This window comes from Mycobacterium sp. Marseille-P9652 (assembly GCF_902652685.1).
Classification (GTDB): Bacteria; Actinomycetota; Actinomycetes; order Mycobacteriales; family Mycobacteriaceae; genus Mycobacterium.
This window is the reverse complement of the sequence record NZ_CACRUY010000075.1, coordinates 1-16992: the sequence shown is the minus strand read 5'-3', so window position 1 is coordinate 16992 and position 16992 is coordinate 1. Positions and strand designations below refer to the sequence as shown.

Sequence of the window (16992 nt, the reverse complement as noted above, 5' to 3'; positions counted from 1 at the left end):
GCCGCGCCCCCCCCCCCCCCCCTCCCGCCGTTGCCGCCCGCGCCGCCCGAGGTAGTGCCCGTCGCGCCGGCGACTCCGGCCGCGCCGTTGCCGCCGGCGCCACCGCTGCCATAGAGGAAGCCGCCGTGGCCGCCCGCGCCACCTGAACCACCGGAACCGCCGCTCCCACCGGACCCCACGGCGGCCGCACCGCTGCCGCCGTTGCCGCCGATTCCGCCGTTGCCGATCAACCCGGCGGCGCCGCCGTTGCCGCCGTTCAGGCCCGAGCCGGCGGCCTGCGAGTAGCCGTTACCGCCGTTGCCGTACAGGAATCCGCCGGGCTGCCCGTCCGGGCTCGCCGCCGTCCCATTCGCACCGTCACCGATCAGCGGGCGCCCCAACAGCGTCTGGGTCGGCGCGTTGATCGCGGCCAGCACGTCGTCCTCAAAGGTCTGCAGCGGCGACGCGTTGGCCGCCTCGGTCGCGGCATACGCGAGTCCGGCGCCGTTCAAAGCCTGGACGAACTGGTCGTGGAAGGCGGTGAGTTGTCCGCCGATCACCTGATAGGCCTCGCCGTACTGGCCGAACAGTGCCGAGACAGCCGCCGACACCTCGTCGGCCGCTGCGGCCTGCACCTGCGTCGTCTGGACGGCGGCCGCCGAATTCGCGGCGCCGATCGCCGACCTGATGCCCGCCAAGTCCGTCGCAGTCGATCCGATGACGTCCGGCCCAGCGATCACAAACGACATGTCTGACCTCCCGAGTCGGCGGGAAGCCTAACGTGTGTATATGTCACATGTGTAATAAAGGCGAGGTTGCCAGCGCCTTGGCAGGTTCACCGTCGGTGTATGACCAATGGTCACAACTCAATCCGTGGCCTCACCCAGCCGGCGCGCCAGCCGGTCGACGAACTCGCTGACCTGTGCCGGGCTGTCCAGCGCATACCGCGCCGCGGTCGCGCGGTCACCGTCTTCGTTGTGGCGCACCAAGATCGGGATACCGTCGGCCCCGACGGCGTCGAACGCGTCCTCGTCGGTGATGTCGTCTCCTAAATACATGGGCACCCGCGCACCCGCGCCCGACCTGTCGAGATGTTCCATCACCCAGCGCAGCGTCTTGCCCTTGTCCCAGTCGATGTCCGGGCGCAATTCGATGACCTCCCGGCCGGTGGTCACCCGAAGCTTGTCGCGCCGGCCGGCCGCGCGCACCGCCGAGGCCACCTCGCCGACCCGGTCACGGGCCGCGTTGCGATAGTGCACCGCCACGCCGAATCGCTTGTGCTCCACCACCACACCGGGAATGGACTTCAGCCGCTCGCGCAGGTCGCCGGCCGCCTGTTCCAGCACGGGTACGGCCGCCGCGGCGGCATCGTTCTGGTGGTGGGCCCCGTCCGGTGCGGTCAGCTCGAAGCCGTGGCTGCCGGCATACCAGACGCCGGGCAGGCCGATCCGGTTGGTCACGTCGGCGAGGTCCCGGCCGGACAGCACCGCCACGGGACATTGGGCGGCCAGCCTCTGCAGCGCCTCGGCCGCCCCGGCGACGAGCCGGGCCGCGTCGGGATCGTTGACGATCTCCGACAGCGTGCCGTCGAAGTCGAAGAACACCGCCGGATGCCCGCCGCCCAAATCCTCGCCCTGCAGCGCGTCCGGGAGTTGCGACATTCGGCGGTCGCCGGTCCGCACCGACACCTCACTGAGCTCGGCCACCACGGTGTCGGCGCCGACGTCACGCATCGCGTCGCGGTTCCCTGTGCGGTCGACTCCGATCACCACGGCGAACCCACCGGCGCGCGCGGCCCCGATCACCGACGCGTCCGTCGCGACGACGGCGGAGCGGCCGGGACGCACCGCGAGGGCTTTGGCCGCCTCGAGGGGGTCGGCGCCGACGACGTCGAGCAGCCCTCCGATGCCGGCCGACGCGAGGGTGTCCCGGTCGTCCTGGTTCGCCGAGAAGACGCCGGTGTCGACCCCGGCCTCGTGAAGTTGCCGGGCCAGGGTCAGGGCCGATTGGTAGGCGCTGCCCTCGGGGGCCACCACGGCGTCGAGGTCGAACAGGACGGCGTCGTGGCGCCGGGGGTCGATCGTGACCTGCTCCGATTCGTGCACGCCTCAGCTTCTCACGGCGCCCATGGCCGGTGTGCATCGAACATATTTTCGATAGACTCATTCCGTGGGCTGGTTTAATGGGCCGCCGAGCTGGTCGGAGATGGAGCGGGTGCTCGACAGCAAGCCGCGCCATGCCGGGGAGCACGTGGCACCCACCCCGGCCGACGAGGCCCCACGGTCGCCGAAGCGCTCGGCGTACCAGCCGCCCACCGACGGCCGACGGGCCCGGTCGGCCGTCGCCTATGCCGAACTGCACGCGCATTCGGCGTTCAGCTTCCTGGACGGGGCCAGCACGCCGGAGGAGCTGGTCGAGGAGGCCGCCCGCCTGGACCTGCGCGCCCTCGCGCTGACCGACCACGACGGCCTGTACGGCGCGGTGCGGTTCGCCGAGGCGGCCGCCGAACTCGACATCCGTACCGTGTTCGGGGCGGAGCTGTCTTTGGGCCCGGGCGCCCGGACCGAGACGCCGGATCCGCCCGGCCCGCACCTGCTGGTGCTGGCCCGCGGCCCCGAGGGTTACCGCAGGCTGTCGCGGCAGCTGGCCGCCGCGCACCTGGCCGGCGGCGAGAAGGGCAAGCCGCGCTACGACCTCGACGCGCTGACCGAGGCCGCCGGCGGGCATTGGCACATCCTGACCGGCTGCCGCAAAGGCCATGTGCGACAGGCGTTCTCGACCGGCGGCCCCGACGCGGCGGAGCGGGCGCTGGCCGGCCTGGTGGACCGGTTCGGCGCCCACCGGGTCAGCATCGAGCTGACCCACCACGGCCACCCGCTCGACGACGAGCGCAACGCGGCGCTGGCCGCGCTCGCGCCGCGCTTCGGGGTCGGCGTCGTCGCCACCACCGGGGCGCATTTCGCGGAGCCGTCGCGCGGCCGGCTGGCCATGGCGATGGGCGCGATCCGGGCGCGGGAGTCCCTGGACTCCGCCGCCGGTTGGCTTGCCCCGGTGGGGGGTTCGCACCTGCGGTCCGGCGAGGAGATGGCCCGGCTGTTCGCCTGGCACCCCGACGCGGTGCGCGCCGCGGCCGAACTCGGCGAGCGGTGCGCGTTCGGGCTGGCGCTGATCGCGCCGCAGCTGCCGCCGTTCGACGTCCCCGACGGGCACACCGAGGACAGCTGGCTGCGGCAGCTGACGATGACGGGTGCGCGCGACCGCTACGGACGTCCGGACAAAGCCCCGCGCGCGTACGCGCAGATCGAGCATGAGCTGAAAGTCATTGAGCAACTGACCTTTCCGGGCTACTTCCTGGTGGTGCACGACATCGCCCGGTTCTGCCGTGAGAACAACATCCTGTGCCAGGGCAGGGGATCGGCGGCCAACTCCGCGGTCTGTTATGCCCTGGGCGTCACCGCCGTCGATCCGGTGGCCAACGAGCTGTTGTTCGAGCGGTTCCTGTCACCCGCCCGCGACGGTCCGCCCGACATCGACATGGACATCGAGTCCGACCAGCGCGAGAAGGTCATCCAGTACGTCTACGACCGCTACGGCCGCGACTACGCCGCCCAGGTCGCCAACGTGATCACCTACCGCGGCCGGATCGCGGTGCGCGACATGGCCCGCGCCCTGGGCTTCTCGCAGGGGCAGCAGGACGCCTGGAGCAAGCAGCTCGCCCACTGGAACGGGCGGGCCGATTCGCCCGATGCCGAGGGCATCCCGCCGCAGGTGGTCGACCTGGCCAACCAGATCCGGAACCTGCCGCGCCACATGGGCATTCACTCCGGAGGCATGGTGATCTGCGACCGCCCGATCGCCGACGTGTGCCCGGTGGAGTGGGCGCGCATGGAGAACCGCAGCGTGCTGCAGTGGGACAAGGACGACTGCGCCGCAATCGGTTTGGTGAAGTTCGACCTGCTGGGGCTGGGCATGCTCTCCGCGCTGCACTACGCGATCGACCTGGTGGCCGAGCACAAGGGCATCGACGTCGACCTGGCCCGGCTCGACCTCTCCGAGCCCGCGGTGTACGAGATGCTGCAGCGCGCCGATTCCGTGGGCGTGTTCCAGGTGGAGTCACGCGCGCAGATGGCGACGCTGCCGCGGTTGAAGCCGCGCATCTTCTACGACCTGGTCGTCGAGGTCGCGCTGATCCGTCCGGGGCCCATCCAGGGCGGGTCGGTGCACCCCTACATCCGGCGGCGCAACGGGGTGGACCCGGTGGTCTACGACCACCCGTCGATGGAGCCGGCGCTGCGAAAGACGCTGGGGGTGCCGCTGTTTCAGGAACAGCTGATGCAGCTCGCCGTCGACTGCGCCGGCTTTTCCGCCGCCGAGGCCGACCAGTTGCGCCGCGCCATGGGCTCCAAGCGCTCGACCGAGCGCATGCGGCGGCTGCGCGGCCGGTTCTACGAGGGCATGCGCGCGCTGCACGGCGCCCCCGACGAGGTGATCGACCGGACCTACGAAAAGCTCGAGGCCTTCGCCAATTTCGGCTTCCCGGAAAGCCACGCGCTGAGCTTCGCGTCGCTGGTGTTCTACTCGTCGTGGTTCAAGCTGCACCACCCGGCGGCGTTCTGCGCGGCGCTGCTGCGCGCGCAGCCAATGGGCTTCTACTCGCCCCAGTCCCTGGTGGCCGACGCCCGCCGGCACGGCGTGACGGTGCACGGCCCCGACGTCAACGCCAGCCTGGCGCACGCCACGCTGGAAAACGCCGGACTCGAGGTCCGCCTGGGCCTGGGCGCCGTGCGCCACATCGGCGACGACCTCGCCGAGCGACTGGTCGACGAGCGAAAAGCCAACGGGCCCTTCACCTCCCTGCTGAACCTGACGGGCCGGCTGCAGCTGTCCGTGCCGCAGACCGAGGCGCTGGCGACGGCCGGAGCGCTGGGTTGTTTCGGCATGTCCCGGCGTGAGGGGCTGTGGGCGGCCGGGGCAGCCGCCACGCAACGGCCGGACCGGCTGCCCGGGGTCGGCTCGTCGTCGCACGTGCCGTCGTTGCCCGGCATGAGCGAGCTGGAACTGGCCGCCGCCGACGTGTGGGCCACCGGAGTCTCGCCCGACAGCTACCCGACGCAGTTCCTGCGGGAGGACCTGGACGCCATGGGGGTGGTGCCCGCCGACAAGCTGCTCGGCGTGCACGACGGCGACCGCGTGCTGATCGCCGGGGCGGTGACGCACCGGCAGCGGCCGGGAACGGCCCAGGGGGTGACGTTTCTCAACCTCGAGGACGAGACGGGGATGGTCAACGTGCTCTGCACGCCGGCGGTGTGGGCGCGCCACCGCAAGCTGGCGAACAGCGCACCGGCGCTGCTGGTCCGCGGGCAGGTCCAAAACGCCACCGGCGCCGTCACCGTCATCGCCGAGCGGTTGGGCCGCATTTCCTTAAGCGTTGGCTGTAAATCCCGTGACTTTCGCTGATTCCCCGCGCGAAATGTGCAAAATGTCAGCAACTCAACCTCGCATGGGGAGTCGATATGACATTCACGCTTGCCCGCCACGGCGCTGCGATATTGGGTTGTGCTGCCGCCGTTGTGTTTTCCCCCGGCCTCGCCAGCGCAGACCCTCCCGACCCACACCAGCCGGACATGACAAAGGGCTATTGCCCGGGCGGTCGCTGGGGGTGGGGCAATCTGGCGGTGTGCGACGGCGAGAAATACCCCGATGGGTCGTTCTGGCACCAGTGGATGAAAACCTGGATGGTGGGTCCGCAGTTCTACTTCGACTGCGTCGGCGGCGACGAACCCCTCCCGGGCCCACCGCCGCCCGGTGGTTGCAACGGGGCGATTCCCCCCGATCAGCCGCCGCCGCCCTGACGGGCGGCCGGGCCCGCCGAACGTGAAGCCATGGCGAAAAATCCGCCGGAAACTCGCCACAGTTTCACGTTCGGCGCGGGACGATAGTCTCGCCTGATGACCCTCAACCTCTCCGTCGACGAAGTCCTGACCACGACCCGCTCGGTCCGCAAGCGCCTCGACTTCGACAAGCCGGTCGGCCGCGACGTGTTGATGGAGTGCCTCGAACTCGCGCTGCAGGCGCCCACCGGATCCAACTCGCAGGGTTGGCAGTGGGTGTTCGTTGAGGACGCCGACAAGCGCAAGGCGCTCGGCGAGATCTACCTGTCCAAGGCCCGGGGCTACCTCAGCGCCCCGGCGGCCGAGTACGCCGAAGGCGACATCCGCGGCGAGCGGATGGGCAAGGTCCGCGACTCCGCCACCTACCTCGCCGAGCACATGCACGAGGCGCCCGTCCTGCTGATCCCGTGCATCGAGGGCCGCGAGGACCGGACGCCGCTGGGCGGCGTGTCCTTCTGGGCCTCCCTGTTTCCCGCGGTGTGGAGCTTCTGCCTGGCACTGAGGTCCCGCGGGCTGGGCACCTGCTGGACGACGCTGCACCTGCTCGGCGACGGCGAGCGGCAGGCCGCCGAGGTGCTCGGCATTCCGTTCGAGAAGTACAGCCAGGCCGGTCTGTTCCCCATCGCCTACACCAAGGGCACCGACTTCCGGCCCGCCAAGCGCCTGCCGGCCGAGCAGGTGACCCACTGGAACGGTTGGTAGTCGCTACTCAAGCGGCCACACCTCGACCACCCCGTGTGCGACAGCGCAGGGAGTTTGGCTCACCCGCTCGATCGCGCCGTCCAGGCTGTCGGCCTCCAGCACAGCGAACCCTGCGATCGGCAGCGCCGACCGCAGGTAGGCCCCGGGCTCGACCTGCACGCCGGCCGCGTCGGCGTTGCGCACGCGAACCGGTTGGCCGGCGATCCCGATGAGCGCGCCGGCCACGCGCAGTTCGTCGTCGCGGGCATGCGCTGCCCGCTTGCGGTCGTCGCTCAGGCGGTCGTAGCCCGCTTCGTCCCCGTAACCGATCGTGATGAATGTCGCCATGAAGGTACTGACCCAGGCGGCGCCCGGAACTAACCGAGCTACACGCCCCCGGGATAGCCGTGCTGGCGCCACGCCTCGTACACGGCGATCGCGGCGGCATTCGACAGGTTCAGCGAGCGCCGGCCCGCCAGCATCGGGATGCGCACCTGGCGCGTGACGCGCGGGTCGGCCAGCGTGGCGGCGTCCAGGCCATCGGGCTCCGGGCCGAACATCAGCACGTCGCCGGCCCGATACGCGACGTCGGCGAACGGCGTCGTCGCATGCGAGGTGAACGCGAACACCCGCGCCGACGGCAGGGCCTCCCACGCGGCCGCCAGCGACGGATGCACGGTCACCGACGCGAGGTCGTGATAGTCCAGCCCGGCCCGCCGCAGCTGCGGTTCGGACAGGTCGAATCCCAGCGGCTCCACCAAATGCAGCTCACAGCCGGTGGCCGCCGCCGTCCGAATGGCATTGCCGGTATTCGGGGGGATGCGCGGGGAGTAGAACAGCAGCCGGAACACCCGCCGATCATGACAAAGCCGTCCCCGAAAGTGTTTGCCGGCGTTACCCGGCGGCACCGGCGACAACCCCGGTGCTCAGTGCGAATCTGGTGACCTGGACGTTGGGCTGTCATACTCGTCAAATTGCCACGTATACGGCTCACGCCTATTCGCGCGCGGCGGGTGGAAATAAAGCAGGAAGTTTCATGAGGCTCTCGTTCGTTTCGATGCTGAATCCATGCGTGCCGGCCGGTTGCCCGGCCGTGGACGCATGACCATGTTCGACCGCCCGGCCCACGCGGTCGAGGCGGCTGAAGTCGCCGACGCCCGCGCCCCCGAGCCGGTGCGGGGCAGGCGCCCCCCGGCGTGGTCGCCGAGCAACTGGCCCGTCCGCTGGAAGGTCCTGGCGATCGTGCTGGTCCCCCTGGTCCTCGCGACGACCTTCGGCGCGCTGCGCGTCCAGGGCGCGATGGCGAATGCCGCCGGCCTGCGCCTCGCCGCGGCCCGCGCCGACGTCCTGCCGGCGATCACCAAGTACATGTCCGCGCTGGACGTCGCCCTGCTGGCCGGCTCGACCGACCGCGACGTCGACGGCGCGAAGAAGAACTACCAGGCCCGCAAGCACGAGCTGCAGCAGCGGCTGGATGACACCGACGTCACCCCCGACGTCCGGTCCGGCGTCAACACGCTGCTGAGCGGCGGGCAGGCGCTGCTGGACAAGGTGGCCGACAACAGCATCGGGCTACGCGACCGGGTGACCACCTACGCGCCGATCCTGCTGACGGCCGAGGACGTGGTCAACGCATCGGTGCAGGTCGACGACGAGAAGGTGCGCGCGCAGGCGCAGGGCCTGAGCCGGGCGGTCGGGGCGCGCGGCCAGATGACGATGCAAAAGATCCTGGTGACCCGCGGCGCCGACCTCCCCGAGCCGCAGCTGCGCACCTCGATGATCACGCTGGCGGGCACCGAGCCGTCGACGCTCTTCGGCATGAGCGAGGTCCTCGGGGCCGGTTCCCCCGAGGCCAAGACGCTGCAGCAGCAGATGGTGACCCGGATGGCCCTCATGTCCGACCCCGCCACGCCGCTGGTCGACAACGCGGACCTATTGCGCTCGATCCAGACCACCGACGACATCGCCGACAAGATCGTCCAGGACGCCACGGCGTCGGTGACCAAGTCGGTGCACGTGCAGGCGAACGACCGGCGCGACGCCGCGATCGTCGACGCCGCCGTGGTGCTGGCCGCGATCGTGGTCGCGCTGATCATCGTCCTGCTGGTGGCCCGCGCGCTCGTCCGGCCGCTGCGCGTGCTGCGCGACGGTGCTCTGCAGGTCGCCCACACCGACCTCGAGGAGGAGGTGGCGCGGGTGAAGGCCGGCGGGGCCACTCCCATCCCCGAGCCGCTGCCGGTGTACACCACCGAGGAGATCGGCCAGGTCGCCCACGCGGTCGACGAGCTGCACACGCAGGCCCTGCAGCTCGCCGGCGACGAGGCACGGCTGCGTTTGCTGGTCAACGACATGTTCGAGACCATGTCCCGGCGCAGCCGCTCCCTGGTCGACCAGCAGCTCCAGCTGATCGACCGGCTGGAGCGCAACGAGGAGGACCCCGAACGCCTCGACAGCCTGTTCCGGCTGGATCACCTGGCGGCCCGGCTGCGCCGCAACAGCGCCAACCTGCTGGTGCTGGCCGGCGCGCAGCTCGCGCGCGACCAGCGCGAGCCGGTGCCGCTGGCGACGGTGATCAACGCCGCCGTGTCCGAGGTCGAGGACTACCGCCGGGTCGAGGTTGTGGCGCTGCCCGACTGCGCCCTGGTCGGCGCGGCGGCCGGCGGCGTCATCCACCTGTTCGCCGAGCTCATCGACAACGCCTTGCGGTGCTCGCCGCCGTCCACGACCGTCCGGGTGGCCGCGTCGCGCGGCGGTGACGGGGGAGTGCTGCTGCGCGTCTCGGACCAGGGGCTGGGGATGAACGACGCCGACCGGCGCATCGCCAACATGCGGCTGCAGGCAGGCGGTCCCGACCCTGCGGGATCCGCTCCCGAGCCCACCCCCGACAACGCCCGCCACATGGGCCTGTTCGTGGTGGGCAGGATCGCCGCCCGCCACGGCATCCGGGTCGGGCTGCGGGGCCCGGCGCCCCACGAGGCCGGGACCGGGACGACCGCCGAGGTCTACCTGCCGTCGACCGTCCTCGAGGGTGGCGAGCCGGCCCCGGCGCCGGAGCCGCCGGCCGTCCGGACGGCCGTGGCGCCGCGGACGAGCGCACCCTCCGCGCCCCCGGTCGCCGCCGCCGAGGAGCCCGAGCCGGCCGACCAGAACGGCTCGGCGCGCCCGGCCCCGCCCGTCACGCTGCTGCCGCGCCGCAACCCGGGGTCCAGCGGGATCACCGAAGTCCCTGAGCCGCAAGCCGACCCGCAGCCCGCCCGCGAGCGCCGGGAGCTCCCCACCCCTTGGTGGGAGAGCGGGCAGCAGGCCGCCGCGACGCCCGAACCCAAGCAGTCCGTGTCGGACACGTCGGCGTTCTTTTCCGCGCGCTCGCGCAGCACCGACGCGCCGCCGCCGGCGAAGCCCCTAGAGCCCGCGATCCCGGAGGCCCCGAAGAGTTCCGCCGCCCCAGGCGGCCCGGCCGATGAGGACGTGATCTACCGGCGGATGCTCTCGGAGATGCTGGGCGACCCGCACGACCTGGTCAACAGCCCCGACCTGGACTGGCAGTCGGTGTGGGACCGCGGCTGGTCGCTGGCCGCCGAGGCCGAGGACAAGCCCGTCGAGTCGCACACCGCCGACCACGGGCTGCCGGTCCGCACCCCGGGCGCCCGGCTGGTGCCCGGCGCGGCTGGCCCCGAGCCGGACGAAGCCGACGACTCCGACGACGAGCAGGCGGCCAACGGACGCCACCCCCAACACGCGGCCGCCTCGGCACCGCTGTCCCGCGACCCGGAGGCCGTGCGCGCCTCGATCAGCAGCCATTTCGGCGGCGTCCGCACGGGCCGCTCGCACGCCCGTGAACAGGAACAGGAATGACGGCACCCGGCGAATCTCTGGACTGGCTGGTGACGAGGTTCGCCCGCGAGGTTCCGGGCGTGGCGCACGCGTTGCTGGTGTCGGTCGACGGCCTGCCGATCGCCGCGAGCGAGCATCTGCCGCGGGAGCGCGCCGACCAGCTCGCCGCGGTGGCGTCCGGCCTGGCGAGCCTGGCGTCCGGCGCCGCGCAGCTGTTCGAGGGCGGGCAGGTGCTGCAGTCCGTGGTCGAAATGCAGAACGGCTACCTGCTGCTGATGCGGGTCGGTGACGGCTCGCACCTGGCCACGCTGGCGGCCACGTCCTGCGACATCGGTCAGATCGGGTACGAGATGGCTATTCTGGTCGAGCGGGTGGGCGGCGTGGTGCAGTCCGCGCGCCGGTCGACCGTACGGTGAGCCCCGGATGGACGAACGCGAGCCCTGGCCGCCCAGACGCGAGGCGAGCCTCGTCCGGCCGTACACCCTGACCGCGGGCCGCACCGACACCAACGTCGACCTCCCGCTCGAGGCGCCGGTCCAGGCCCTGGAGGCCGGGCTGGCGCACCGGTGGCCGGCGGACGACCCGAGAGGCAGGATCATCGGACTGTGCGTGGACAGCCCGTCGGTCGCGGAAATCTCGGCCCGGCTGGATTTGCCGGTCGGCGTCGCGCGCGTCCTGGTCGGAGATCTGGTGCTCTCCGGTTACCTTCGGGTGCATAGGACTTTGACCGAGCGGTCCACCCGGGACGAGCGCTACGAACTGATAGGAAGGACACTGCGTGGCTTACGAGCACTCTGAGGGGGGCGCCCACGCGTCGACGAAGATCGTCGTCGCGGGCGGCTTCGGTGCCGGAAAGACCACGTTCGTGGGGGCGGTCTCGGAGATCATGCCGCTGCGCACCGAGGCGATGCTGACCGATGCCTCGGCCGGCGTCGACGCGCTCGAGGCCACCCCGGACAAGCGGACGACCACGGTCGCGATGGACTTCGGCCGGATCACCCTGGACGAGGAGCTGGTGCTCTACCTGTTCGGCACCCCCGGTCAGCGCCGGTTCTGGTTCATGTGGGACGACCTGATCCGCGGCGCGATCGGCGCGATCATCCTGGTCGACTGCCGGCGCCTGCAGGACAGCTTCGCCGCGGTCGACTTCTTCGAGCACCGCAACCTGCCGTTTCTGGTGGCGGTCAACGAGTTCGACGGCGCGCCGCGCTACCCCGTCGCCGAGGTGCGCGAGGCGCTGGCCCTGCCCGCGCACATCCCGGTGATCTCGGTCGACGCCCGCGACCGCCGATCGGCGCGCGACGCGCTGATCGCGGTCAGCGAGTACGCGCTGCAGAGCCTGGCGGCGAGCTGACCGAGCGGTGGGCCGACCGTGCGTTTGAGGGCCACGACTTCTCCGAGCATGACCTCAGCCGGCTGAGCACCGAGCGGGTCGTCTTCACCGGCTGCGACTTCCGCGGCGCCACCCTGGCCGAGTCCGAGCACCGCGGGTCGGCGTTCCGCAACTGCACGTTCGAGCGGACGCTGCTGTGGCACAGCTCCTTTGCACAGTGCAGCATGCTCGGGTCGGTGTTCGTGGCCTGCCGGCTGCGGCCCATCACCTTCGACGAGGTCGACTTCACGCTGGCCGTGCTCGGCGGCAACGACCTGCGGGGCGTCGACCTCAGCGGCTGCCGGCTTCGGGAGGCCGGCCTGGTTGAGGCGGACCTGCGCAAGGCCGTGCTGCGCGGCGCCGATCTCGCCGGTGCCCGCACCGCCGGCGCCCGGCTGGACGGCGCCGACCTGCGCGGCGCCACCGTCGACCCGTCTCTGTGGCAGACGGCGTCGCTCACGGGCGCGCGGGTCGACATCGGGCAGGCGGTCGCCTTCGCGCAGGCGCACGGCATCCGCGTGGAGTAGGCCGGTCAGCGCTTCAGCCGGATGCGCCACCGCACGATGACGGAGTAGACGACCGACAGCACCGCGAGCATCCCCATGTCGAACAGCCACGTGGCGGGCGTGTGCTTCCAGTGGCTGTCCTTCGGGCTCAGCGTGCCCGGGACCAGCTTCGCCAGGTCCACCGTGGACGCCGACGCGGCATACCCCCAGCGCGACGGCACCAGCCACGACAGCTGGTCGAGGAACACGCGGCCGGTGATGGGCACCATGCCGCCGCCCAGCACCAACTGCAGCATCAGCGACACCACCAGCAGCGGCATGATCTGCTCGTTCGAGCGGGCGAGCGACGACAGCAGCAACCCGAGGATGGCCGACGCCACGCAGGTCGCCGCGACGGTGAGGAACAGCTCCAGGCTGGCCGCGTACCGGGACGACCCGAACAGCAGAGCCGGCTGGCTGGGCAGGCCCTTGCCGATCAGCACGATGGCGGTCGCGATCGCCGCCTGCACGATCGCGAACACGCAGAAGACGGCGATCTTGGCCGTCAGGTACGCCCCCGGCGACAACCCCACCGCCTGTTCGCGGCGGAAGATGGCCCGCTCGCCGATCAGGTCGCGGATCGTCAGGGCCGTCCCCATGAAGACCGCGGCGATGGACAGCAGGGTCAGGATCTGCGCGGCCTCGTCGGGCGTCTCGCTGGTCGGCGCTGCGACGCCGAAGCCGGTGTTGCCCGGGACGGTCAGCGACAGCGCACCCAGGATGAACGGCAGCAGCGCCAGGAACGCGAAGTAGGCGCGGTCGGACACCACCAGGCGGACCTGCCGGCGGGTGATCGTCGAGAACTGCCGGCGCAGGCTGGTGTGGGCGGGGGTGCCCAGGTCGCCCGGCGCCTCCTTCGGCGGGGGCGGCGGTTGGTTTTGGGCCAGAAACCGGCGGTTGGCCTCGTCGGGGTCGGCGCCCACCTTGGCGAAGATCTGCGCCCAATTGGTGGTCCCCATGGCGTCGCCGATCTCACCCGGGGCGCCCAGGAACGCCGTCTTGCCGCCCGGCGCCATCAGCAGCACCTGGTCGCACACGTCGAGATAGGTGAGCGAGTGGGTAACCACCAATACCACCCGGCCCGCGTCGGCGAGCTGGCGCAGCATGGTCATGACCTGCAGGTCGAGCGCGGGATCAAGGCCCGAGGTCGGCTCATCGAGGATCAGCAGCGACGGCCCGGTCAGCAGCTCGAGCGCGACCGAGGCGCGCTTGCGTTGGCCGCCCGAGAGCTTGTCGACGCGGGTGTCGGCGTGCTGGGACATCCCCAGCTCGTCGAGGACCTGCGCGACGACCTGGGCGCGGTCGGCCTTGCTGGTGTCCGGCGGCAGCCGCAGTTCGGCCGCGTAGCCGAGCGCCTGGTTGACCGTGAGCTGGCGGTGCACGACGTCGTCCTGGGGGACCATGCCGATCCGGGAGCGCAGCGACGCGTACTCGGTGTGGATGTTGTGTCCCTCGAACGTGACCGTGCCCGACGTCGGGGTGGCGTACCCGGCGATGAGCCGCGACAGCGTGGTCTTGCCGGCGCCGGACCCGCCGATGATGGCGGTGAGCGTTCCGGGGCGCGCTGTCAGCGAGACCCGCTCGAGCAGGTTCTTGCCGTCGATGGTGAAGTCGACCTCACGCACCTCGAGGCCGCCGGTCCGGGTGGCCGCCTCCCCGCGCCGCACCAGCGCACCGCCGGTGAACACGAGGTCGACGTTGCCGATCGTCACCACGTCGCCCTCGGCGAGCACCGCCGACCCGACCCTGATGCCGTTGACGAACGTCCCGTTGATGCTCTGCGCATCGCGGATCTCGGTCCCGATCGGCGTCGGGGTCAGAAACGCGTGATGACGCGACGCCAGCACGTCGTGGATCACGATGTCGTTGTCGAGCGCACGACCGATCCAGGCCGACTTGGTCACCGGCGCCCGCAGTTCGTCGTCCCCGGGCGTCTTGACCCGCGTGGTCGGGAACTCGGTGACCGCCCCGGTCACCCCGATCTCGGTGGGCGGACTCTGCTCCGGCGCCCGCACGGCGCCGCTCTGGCCCGTGGCCGGTGGGGCGACGGGGAAGACGGTCGTGCGCTGGGTGTCCTTCGGCCGGGGCAACCGCGGTCGCGGCCGGGCGGGCGGCGTGCCGGGCCGCGGCGGTTGCCGCGGAGGGCGAGCGAACGGGCCGGAGCCGCCGGGGGGACGCGGCGGCGGCGCGATCACCGGGATGTTCTCCGTCGTCGGCGGCAGCATGCCCACGGTCCCGGAGTGGTGGCCGACCTCGAAGGTGAGCCGCGGGCCGTCGGGCTTGCCGATGTTGACCGACTGGCCGTCCTGGATGTCGACCGCCTGCGCCCGCTGCCCGTTGACGAACATCCCGTTCATCGAGTTGTTGTCGATCGCGACCCATCGGCCCTGGTCGAACCGCAACAGCACGTGCGCGCGGGCGACGAGCGGGTGGGCCACGCGCAGGTCGGCGCGCACGTCGCTCCCGACCACGATGTCGCGGCCCGCCGCGAAGCTGCTCTGCGATCGGCCCGAGCGGACCGTCAGCACGGGCCGGTTCATCAGTTGTGCCGCTTGAGCCGGATCTTCCACCACACGATCGCGCTGTACACGACGGACAAGACGCCGAGCATGGCCATGTCGAACAGCCAGGCGCTGGCCTTATGGTCCCAGTGCTGGTCCTTGGGGTCGGTCGGCCCGGGGATCAGCCGGTGGGCGTCGATCGTCGACGCCGACGCGGCGAAGCCCCATCGGGCGGGGGTGGCCCACGACAACTGGTCGAGGACCATCCGGTCGGTCACCCAGATCATGCCGCCCGAGAAGACCAGCTGCGACATGATCGACACGACGAGCATCGGCATGATCTGGTCCTGCGAGTTCGCCAGCGCCGACAGCGCCATGCCCAGCAGCGCCGAGGCCACACAGGTGGCGGCGACGGTCACGAACAGCTCGAACCTGACGTCACCGAGAAGCACCGGGCCGGACAGCGGCTTGCCCCAGCCGATCACCGAGATGGTGGTGGCGATCGCCGCCTGGACGATCGCGAACGCGGAGAACACAACGATTTTGGCGCCCATGTAGGCCGCCGTCGACAGGCCGACCGCCTGTTCGCGCTTGAAGATCGGGCGTTCGCCGATCAGGTCTCGGATCGTCAGCGCGGTGCCCATGAAGACCGCGCCCACGTTGAGCATGACGAGGATCTGGTCGGGCTGGGCCGGATTGTTGCCCAACGGATCCGACATGCCGTACCCGCTCTTGCCGCGGACGGTCAGCGTCAGGACGCCGATCAGGAACGGGAGCAGCGCCAGGAAGACGGTGTAACCGCGGTCGGAGACCACCAGTCGGATCTGACGGCGCGCCACCGTGGAGAACTGGCGCAGCACGTCGGCGTGGACGGGTTCGCCCAGGTCGGCCGCCGGGCTGTGTTCGGCCGGCGGCTGAGTCTGGCGCTGCTCGGCCAGGAAGCGGCGGTTGGCCTCGTCGGGGTCGGCGCCCACCTTGGCGAAGATGTCGGCCCAGTTGGTGGTCCCCATCGCCGCGCCGATCTGGCTGGGCGGCCCGAGGAACGCCGTCTTCCCGCCGGGCGCAACCAGCAGCAGCTGGTCGCAGACGTCCAGGTAGGACACCGAGTGGGTCACGATCAGCACCACGCGGCCGGCGTCGGCGAGCTGGCGCAGCATCATCATCACCTGGCGGTCCAGCGCGGGGTCGAGGCCGGTGGTGGGCTCGTCGAGGATCAGCAGCGACGGGCCGGTGAGCAGCTCGAGCGCGACCGAGGCGCGCTTGCGCTGGCCGCCGGACAGCTTGTCGACGCGGGTGTCGGCGTGCTTGGTGAGCTCGAGTTCCTCGAGGACCTGGGCGACGACCTGCGCGCGGTCGGCTTTGCTGGTGTCGGGCGGGAGCCGCAATTCGGCCGCGTAATTGAGGGCCTGGTTGACGGTCAGCTGGCGGTGCACGACGTCGTCCTGGGGGACCATGCCGATCCGGGAGCGCAGCGACGCGTACTCGGTGTGGATGTTGTGGCCCTCGAAGGTGACCGAACCGGACGTCGGGCTGGTGTATCCGGCGATCAGCCGCGACAGCGTGGTCTTACCGGCGCCCGACCCGCCGATGATGGCGGTCAGCGTCCCGGGGCGGGCGGTCAGCGAGATGTGGTCGAGCAGCTGCTTTTTGCCCTGGTCGACGGTGTAGCACACCGAGTTCACTTCGAGGCCGCCGGTGCGCGTCGCCGCCTCGGTGCGACGGACGAGGGTGTCGCGGGTGAACACCAGGTCGACGTTGCCGATGGTGACCACGTCGCCCTCGGTCAGCACCGCGGACCCCACCCGGACGCCGTTGACGAATGTCCCGTTGACGCTGTGCGCGTCGCGGATCTCGGTGCCGAGCGGTGTCTGGGTCAAGAACGCGTGATGGCGTGAAGCCAGGACGTCCTGGATGACGATGTCGTTGTCGGTGGAACGGCCGATGGTCTGCGCCCCGGACGGTTTGGGCATGGCGCCCGACCGGGAGGGCAGCAGCGCGTTGAACATCTTGGTCGCCAGGTTGCCCACCTCGGGCGGCTTGGCGAGGCTGGGCGACATCTCCGTATGCGGCGACGCAGACGACATGTTCGGGTGCGGCGCGTAATTGGGCGCCGGTCCCGGATAGGTGGGCCGCCCGTGGGCGGCCGGCGGATACAGCGACTGGTTGGGGGGAGGGGCCGGCGGCTGGGG

Annotated in this window: 14 protein-coding genes; 8 read left to right on the top strand and 6 right to left on the bottom strand. The window is 71.2% G+C overall.

Translation table 11 applies throughout. The features are described 5' to 3' along the window. On the bottom strand, positions 1-728 hold a 728-nt coding region (locus GPY60_RS24355), incomplete at its 3' end, for a PE family protein (RefSeq protein WP_156690262.1). A gap of 117 nt (positions 729-845) precedes the next feature. Beyond that, positions 846-2084 carry a trehalose-phosphatase gene (gene otsB, locus GPY60_RS24350; protein WP_156690261.1) on the bottom strand — a complete coding sequence of 413 codons (1239 nt, stop codon included), beginning with the start codon at positions 2082-2084 and terminating at the stop codon, positions 846-848. 64 nt (positions 2085-2148) lie between these two features. Here otsB and GPY60_RS24345 point away from each other — a divergent pair, with 64 nt between their 5' ends. The 3 genes from GPY60_RS24345 (at position 2149) to GPY60_RS24335 (ending at position 6572) form a co-directional block, all read left to right on the top strand. Further along, positions 2149-5436 carry an error-prone DNA polymerase gene (locus tag GPY60_RS24345; RefSeq protein ID WP_156690260.1) on the top strand — a complete coding sequence of 1096 codons (3288 nt, stop codon included), beginning with the start codon at positions 2149-2151 and terminating at the stop codon, positions 5434-5436. A gap of 56 nt (positions 5437-5492) precedes the next feature. Then, on the top strand, positions 5493-5831 hold the full coding sequence (locus GPY60_RS24340; RefSeq protein ID WP_156690259.1) for a hypothetical protein: 339 nt from the start codon (positions 5493-5495) through the stop codon (positions 5829-5831). A gap of 96 nt (positions 5832-5927) precedes the next feature. After that, positions 5928-6572, top strand: coding sequence for a nitroreductase family protein (locus GPY60_RS24335; protein ID WP_156690258.1), 645 nt, complete (start codon positions 5928-5930; stop codon positions 6570-6572). Positions 6573-6575: 3 nt separating this feature from the next. Here the strand turns inward: GPY60_RS24335 and GPY60_RS24330 are convergent, their stop codons facing one another. Further along, positions 6576-6899 carry a YciI family protein gene (locus tag GPY60_RS24330; protein WP_156690257.1) on the bottom strand — a complete coding sequence of 108 codons (324 nt, stop codon included), beginning with the start codon at positions 6897-6899 and terminating at the stop codon, positions 6576-6578. 38 nt (positions 6900-6937) lie between these two features. Next, positions 6938-7402: a tRNA (cytidine(34)-2'-O)-methyltransferase gene (locus GPY60_RS24325; protein WP_156690256.1), complete on the bottom strand. Its 465-nt coding sequence runs from the start codon at positions 7400-7402 to the stop codon at positions 6938-6940. Positions 7403-7652: 250 nt separating this feature from the next. Between GPY60_RS24325 and GPY60_RS24320 the strand changes: the two genes are divergently transcribed. From GPY60_RS24320 to GPY60_RS24300, 5 genes are read left to right on the top strand one after another with little or no spacing between them, the layout of a single operon-like run. Continuing rightward, the gene (locus GPY60_RS24320) at positions 7653-10406 is read left to right on the top strand and encodes an ATP-binding protein (protein WP_156690255.1); all 2754 of its coding nucleotides are present in this window, start codon (positions 7653-7655) and stop codon (positions 10404-10406) included. Beyond that, positions 10403-10801 (top strand): serine protease inhibitor, encoded by a 399-nt coding sequence (locus GPY60_RS24315; RefSeq protein WP_156690254.1) that lies wholly within the window; start codon positions 10403-10405, stop codon positions 10799-10801. The genes GPY60_RS24320 and GPY60_RS24315 overlap by 4 nt, the downstream gene beginning before the upstream one ends. Positions 10802-10808: 7 nt before the next feature. After that, entirely contained in the window at positions 10809-11183 is a 375-nt protein-coding gene (locus tag GPY60_RS24310) for a DUF742 domain-containing protein (protein WP_156690253.1), read from the top strand. Next, positions 11164-11739, top strand: a complete 576-nt coding sequence (locus GPY60_RS24305) for a GTP-binding protein (protein ID WP_156690252.1) — start codon at positions 11164-11166, stop codon at positions 11737-11739. The genes GPY60_RS24310 and GPY60_RS24305 overlap by 20 nt, the downstream gene beginning before the upstream one ends. Then, entirely contained in the window at positions 11736-12284 is a 549-nt protein-coding gene (locus GPY60_RS24300) for a pentapeptide repeat-containing protein (protein ID WP_156690264.1), read from the top strand. The genes GPY60_RS24305 and GPY60_RS24300 overlap by 4 nt, the downstream gene beginning before the upstream one ends. Positions 12285-12289: 5 nt before the next feature. Here the strand turns inward: GPY60_RS24300 and GPY60_RS24295 are convergent, their stop codons facing one another. Both GPY60_RS24295 and GPY60_RS24290 read right to left on the bottom strand, forming a co-directional pair. Beyond that, positions 12290-14842, bottom strand: coding sequence for an ATP-binding cassette domain-containing protein (locus GPY60_RS24295; protein WP_156690251.1), 2553 nt, complete (start codon positions 14840-14842; stop codon positions 12290-12292). After that, positions 14842-16992: ATP-binding cassette domain-containing protein (locus GPY60_RS24290; protein ID WP_197283816.1), on the bottom strand; the 2151-nt coding region annotated here is incomplete at its 5' end. The genes GPY60_RS24295 and GPY60_RS24290, both read right to left, overlap by 1 nt.

What these genes read in the sequence shown, in the direction of transcription:
- GPY60_RS24330 (WP_156690257.1), bottom strand. Translation starts at nt 6,899, where the DNA reads ATGGCGACATTCATCACGATCGGTTACGGGGACGAAGCGGGCTACGAC.
- GPY60_RS24320 (WP_156690255.1), top strand. Translation starts at nt 7,653, where the DNA reads ATGACCATGTTCGACCGCCCGGCCCACGCGGTCGAGGCGGCTGAAGTC.
- GPY60_RS24335 (WP_156690258.1), top strand. Translation starts at nt 5,928, where the DNA reads ATGACCCTCAACCTCTCCGTCGACGAAGTCCTGACCACGACCCGCTCG.
- GPY60_RS24315 (WP_156690254.1), top strand. Translation starts at nt 10,403, where the DNA reads ATGACGGCACCCGGCGAATCTCTGGACTGGCTGGTGACGAGGTTCGCC.
- GPY60_RS24295 (WP_156690251.1), bottom strand. Translation starts at nt 14,842, where the DNA reads ATGAACCGGCCCGTGCTGACGGTCCGCTCGGGCCGATCGCAGAGCAGC.
- GPY60_RS24310 (WP_156690253.1), top strand. Translation starts at nt 10,809, where the DNA reads ATGGACGAACGCGAGCCCTGGCCGCCCAGACGCGAGGCGAGCCTCGTC.
- GPY60_RS24340 (WP_156690259.1), top strand. Translation starts at nt 5,493, where the DNA reads ATGACATTCACGCTTGCCCGCCACGGCGCTGCGATATTGGGTTGTGCT.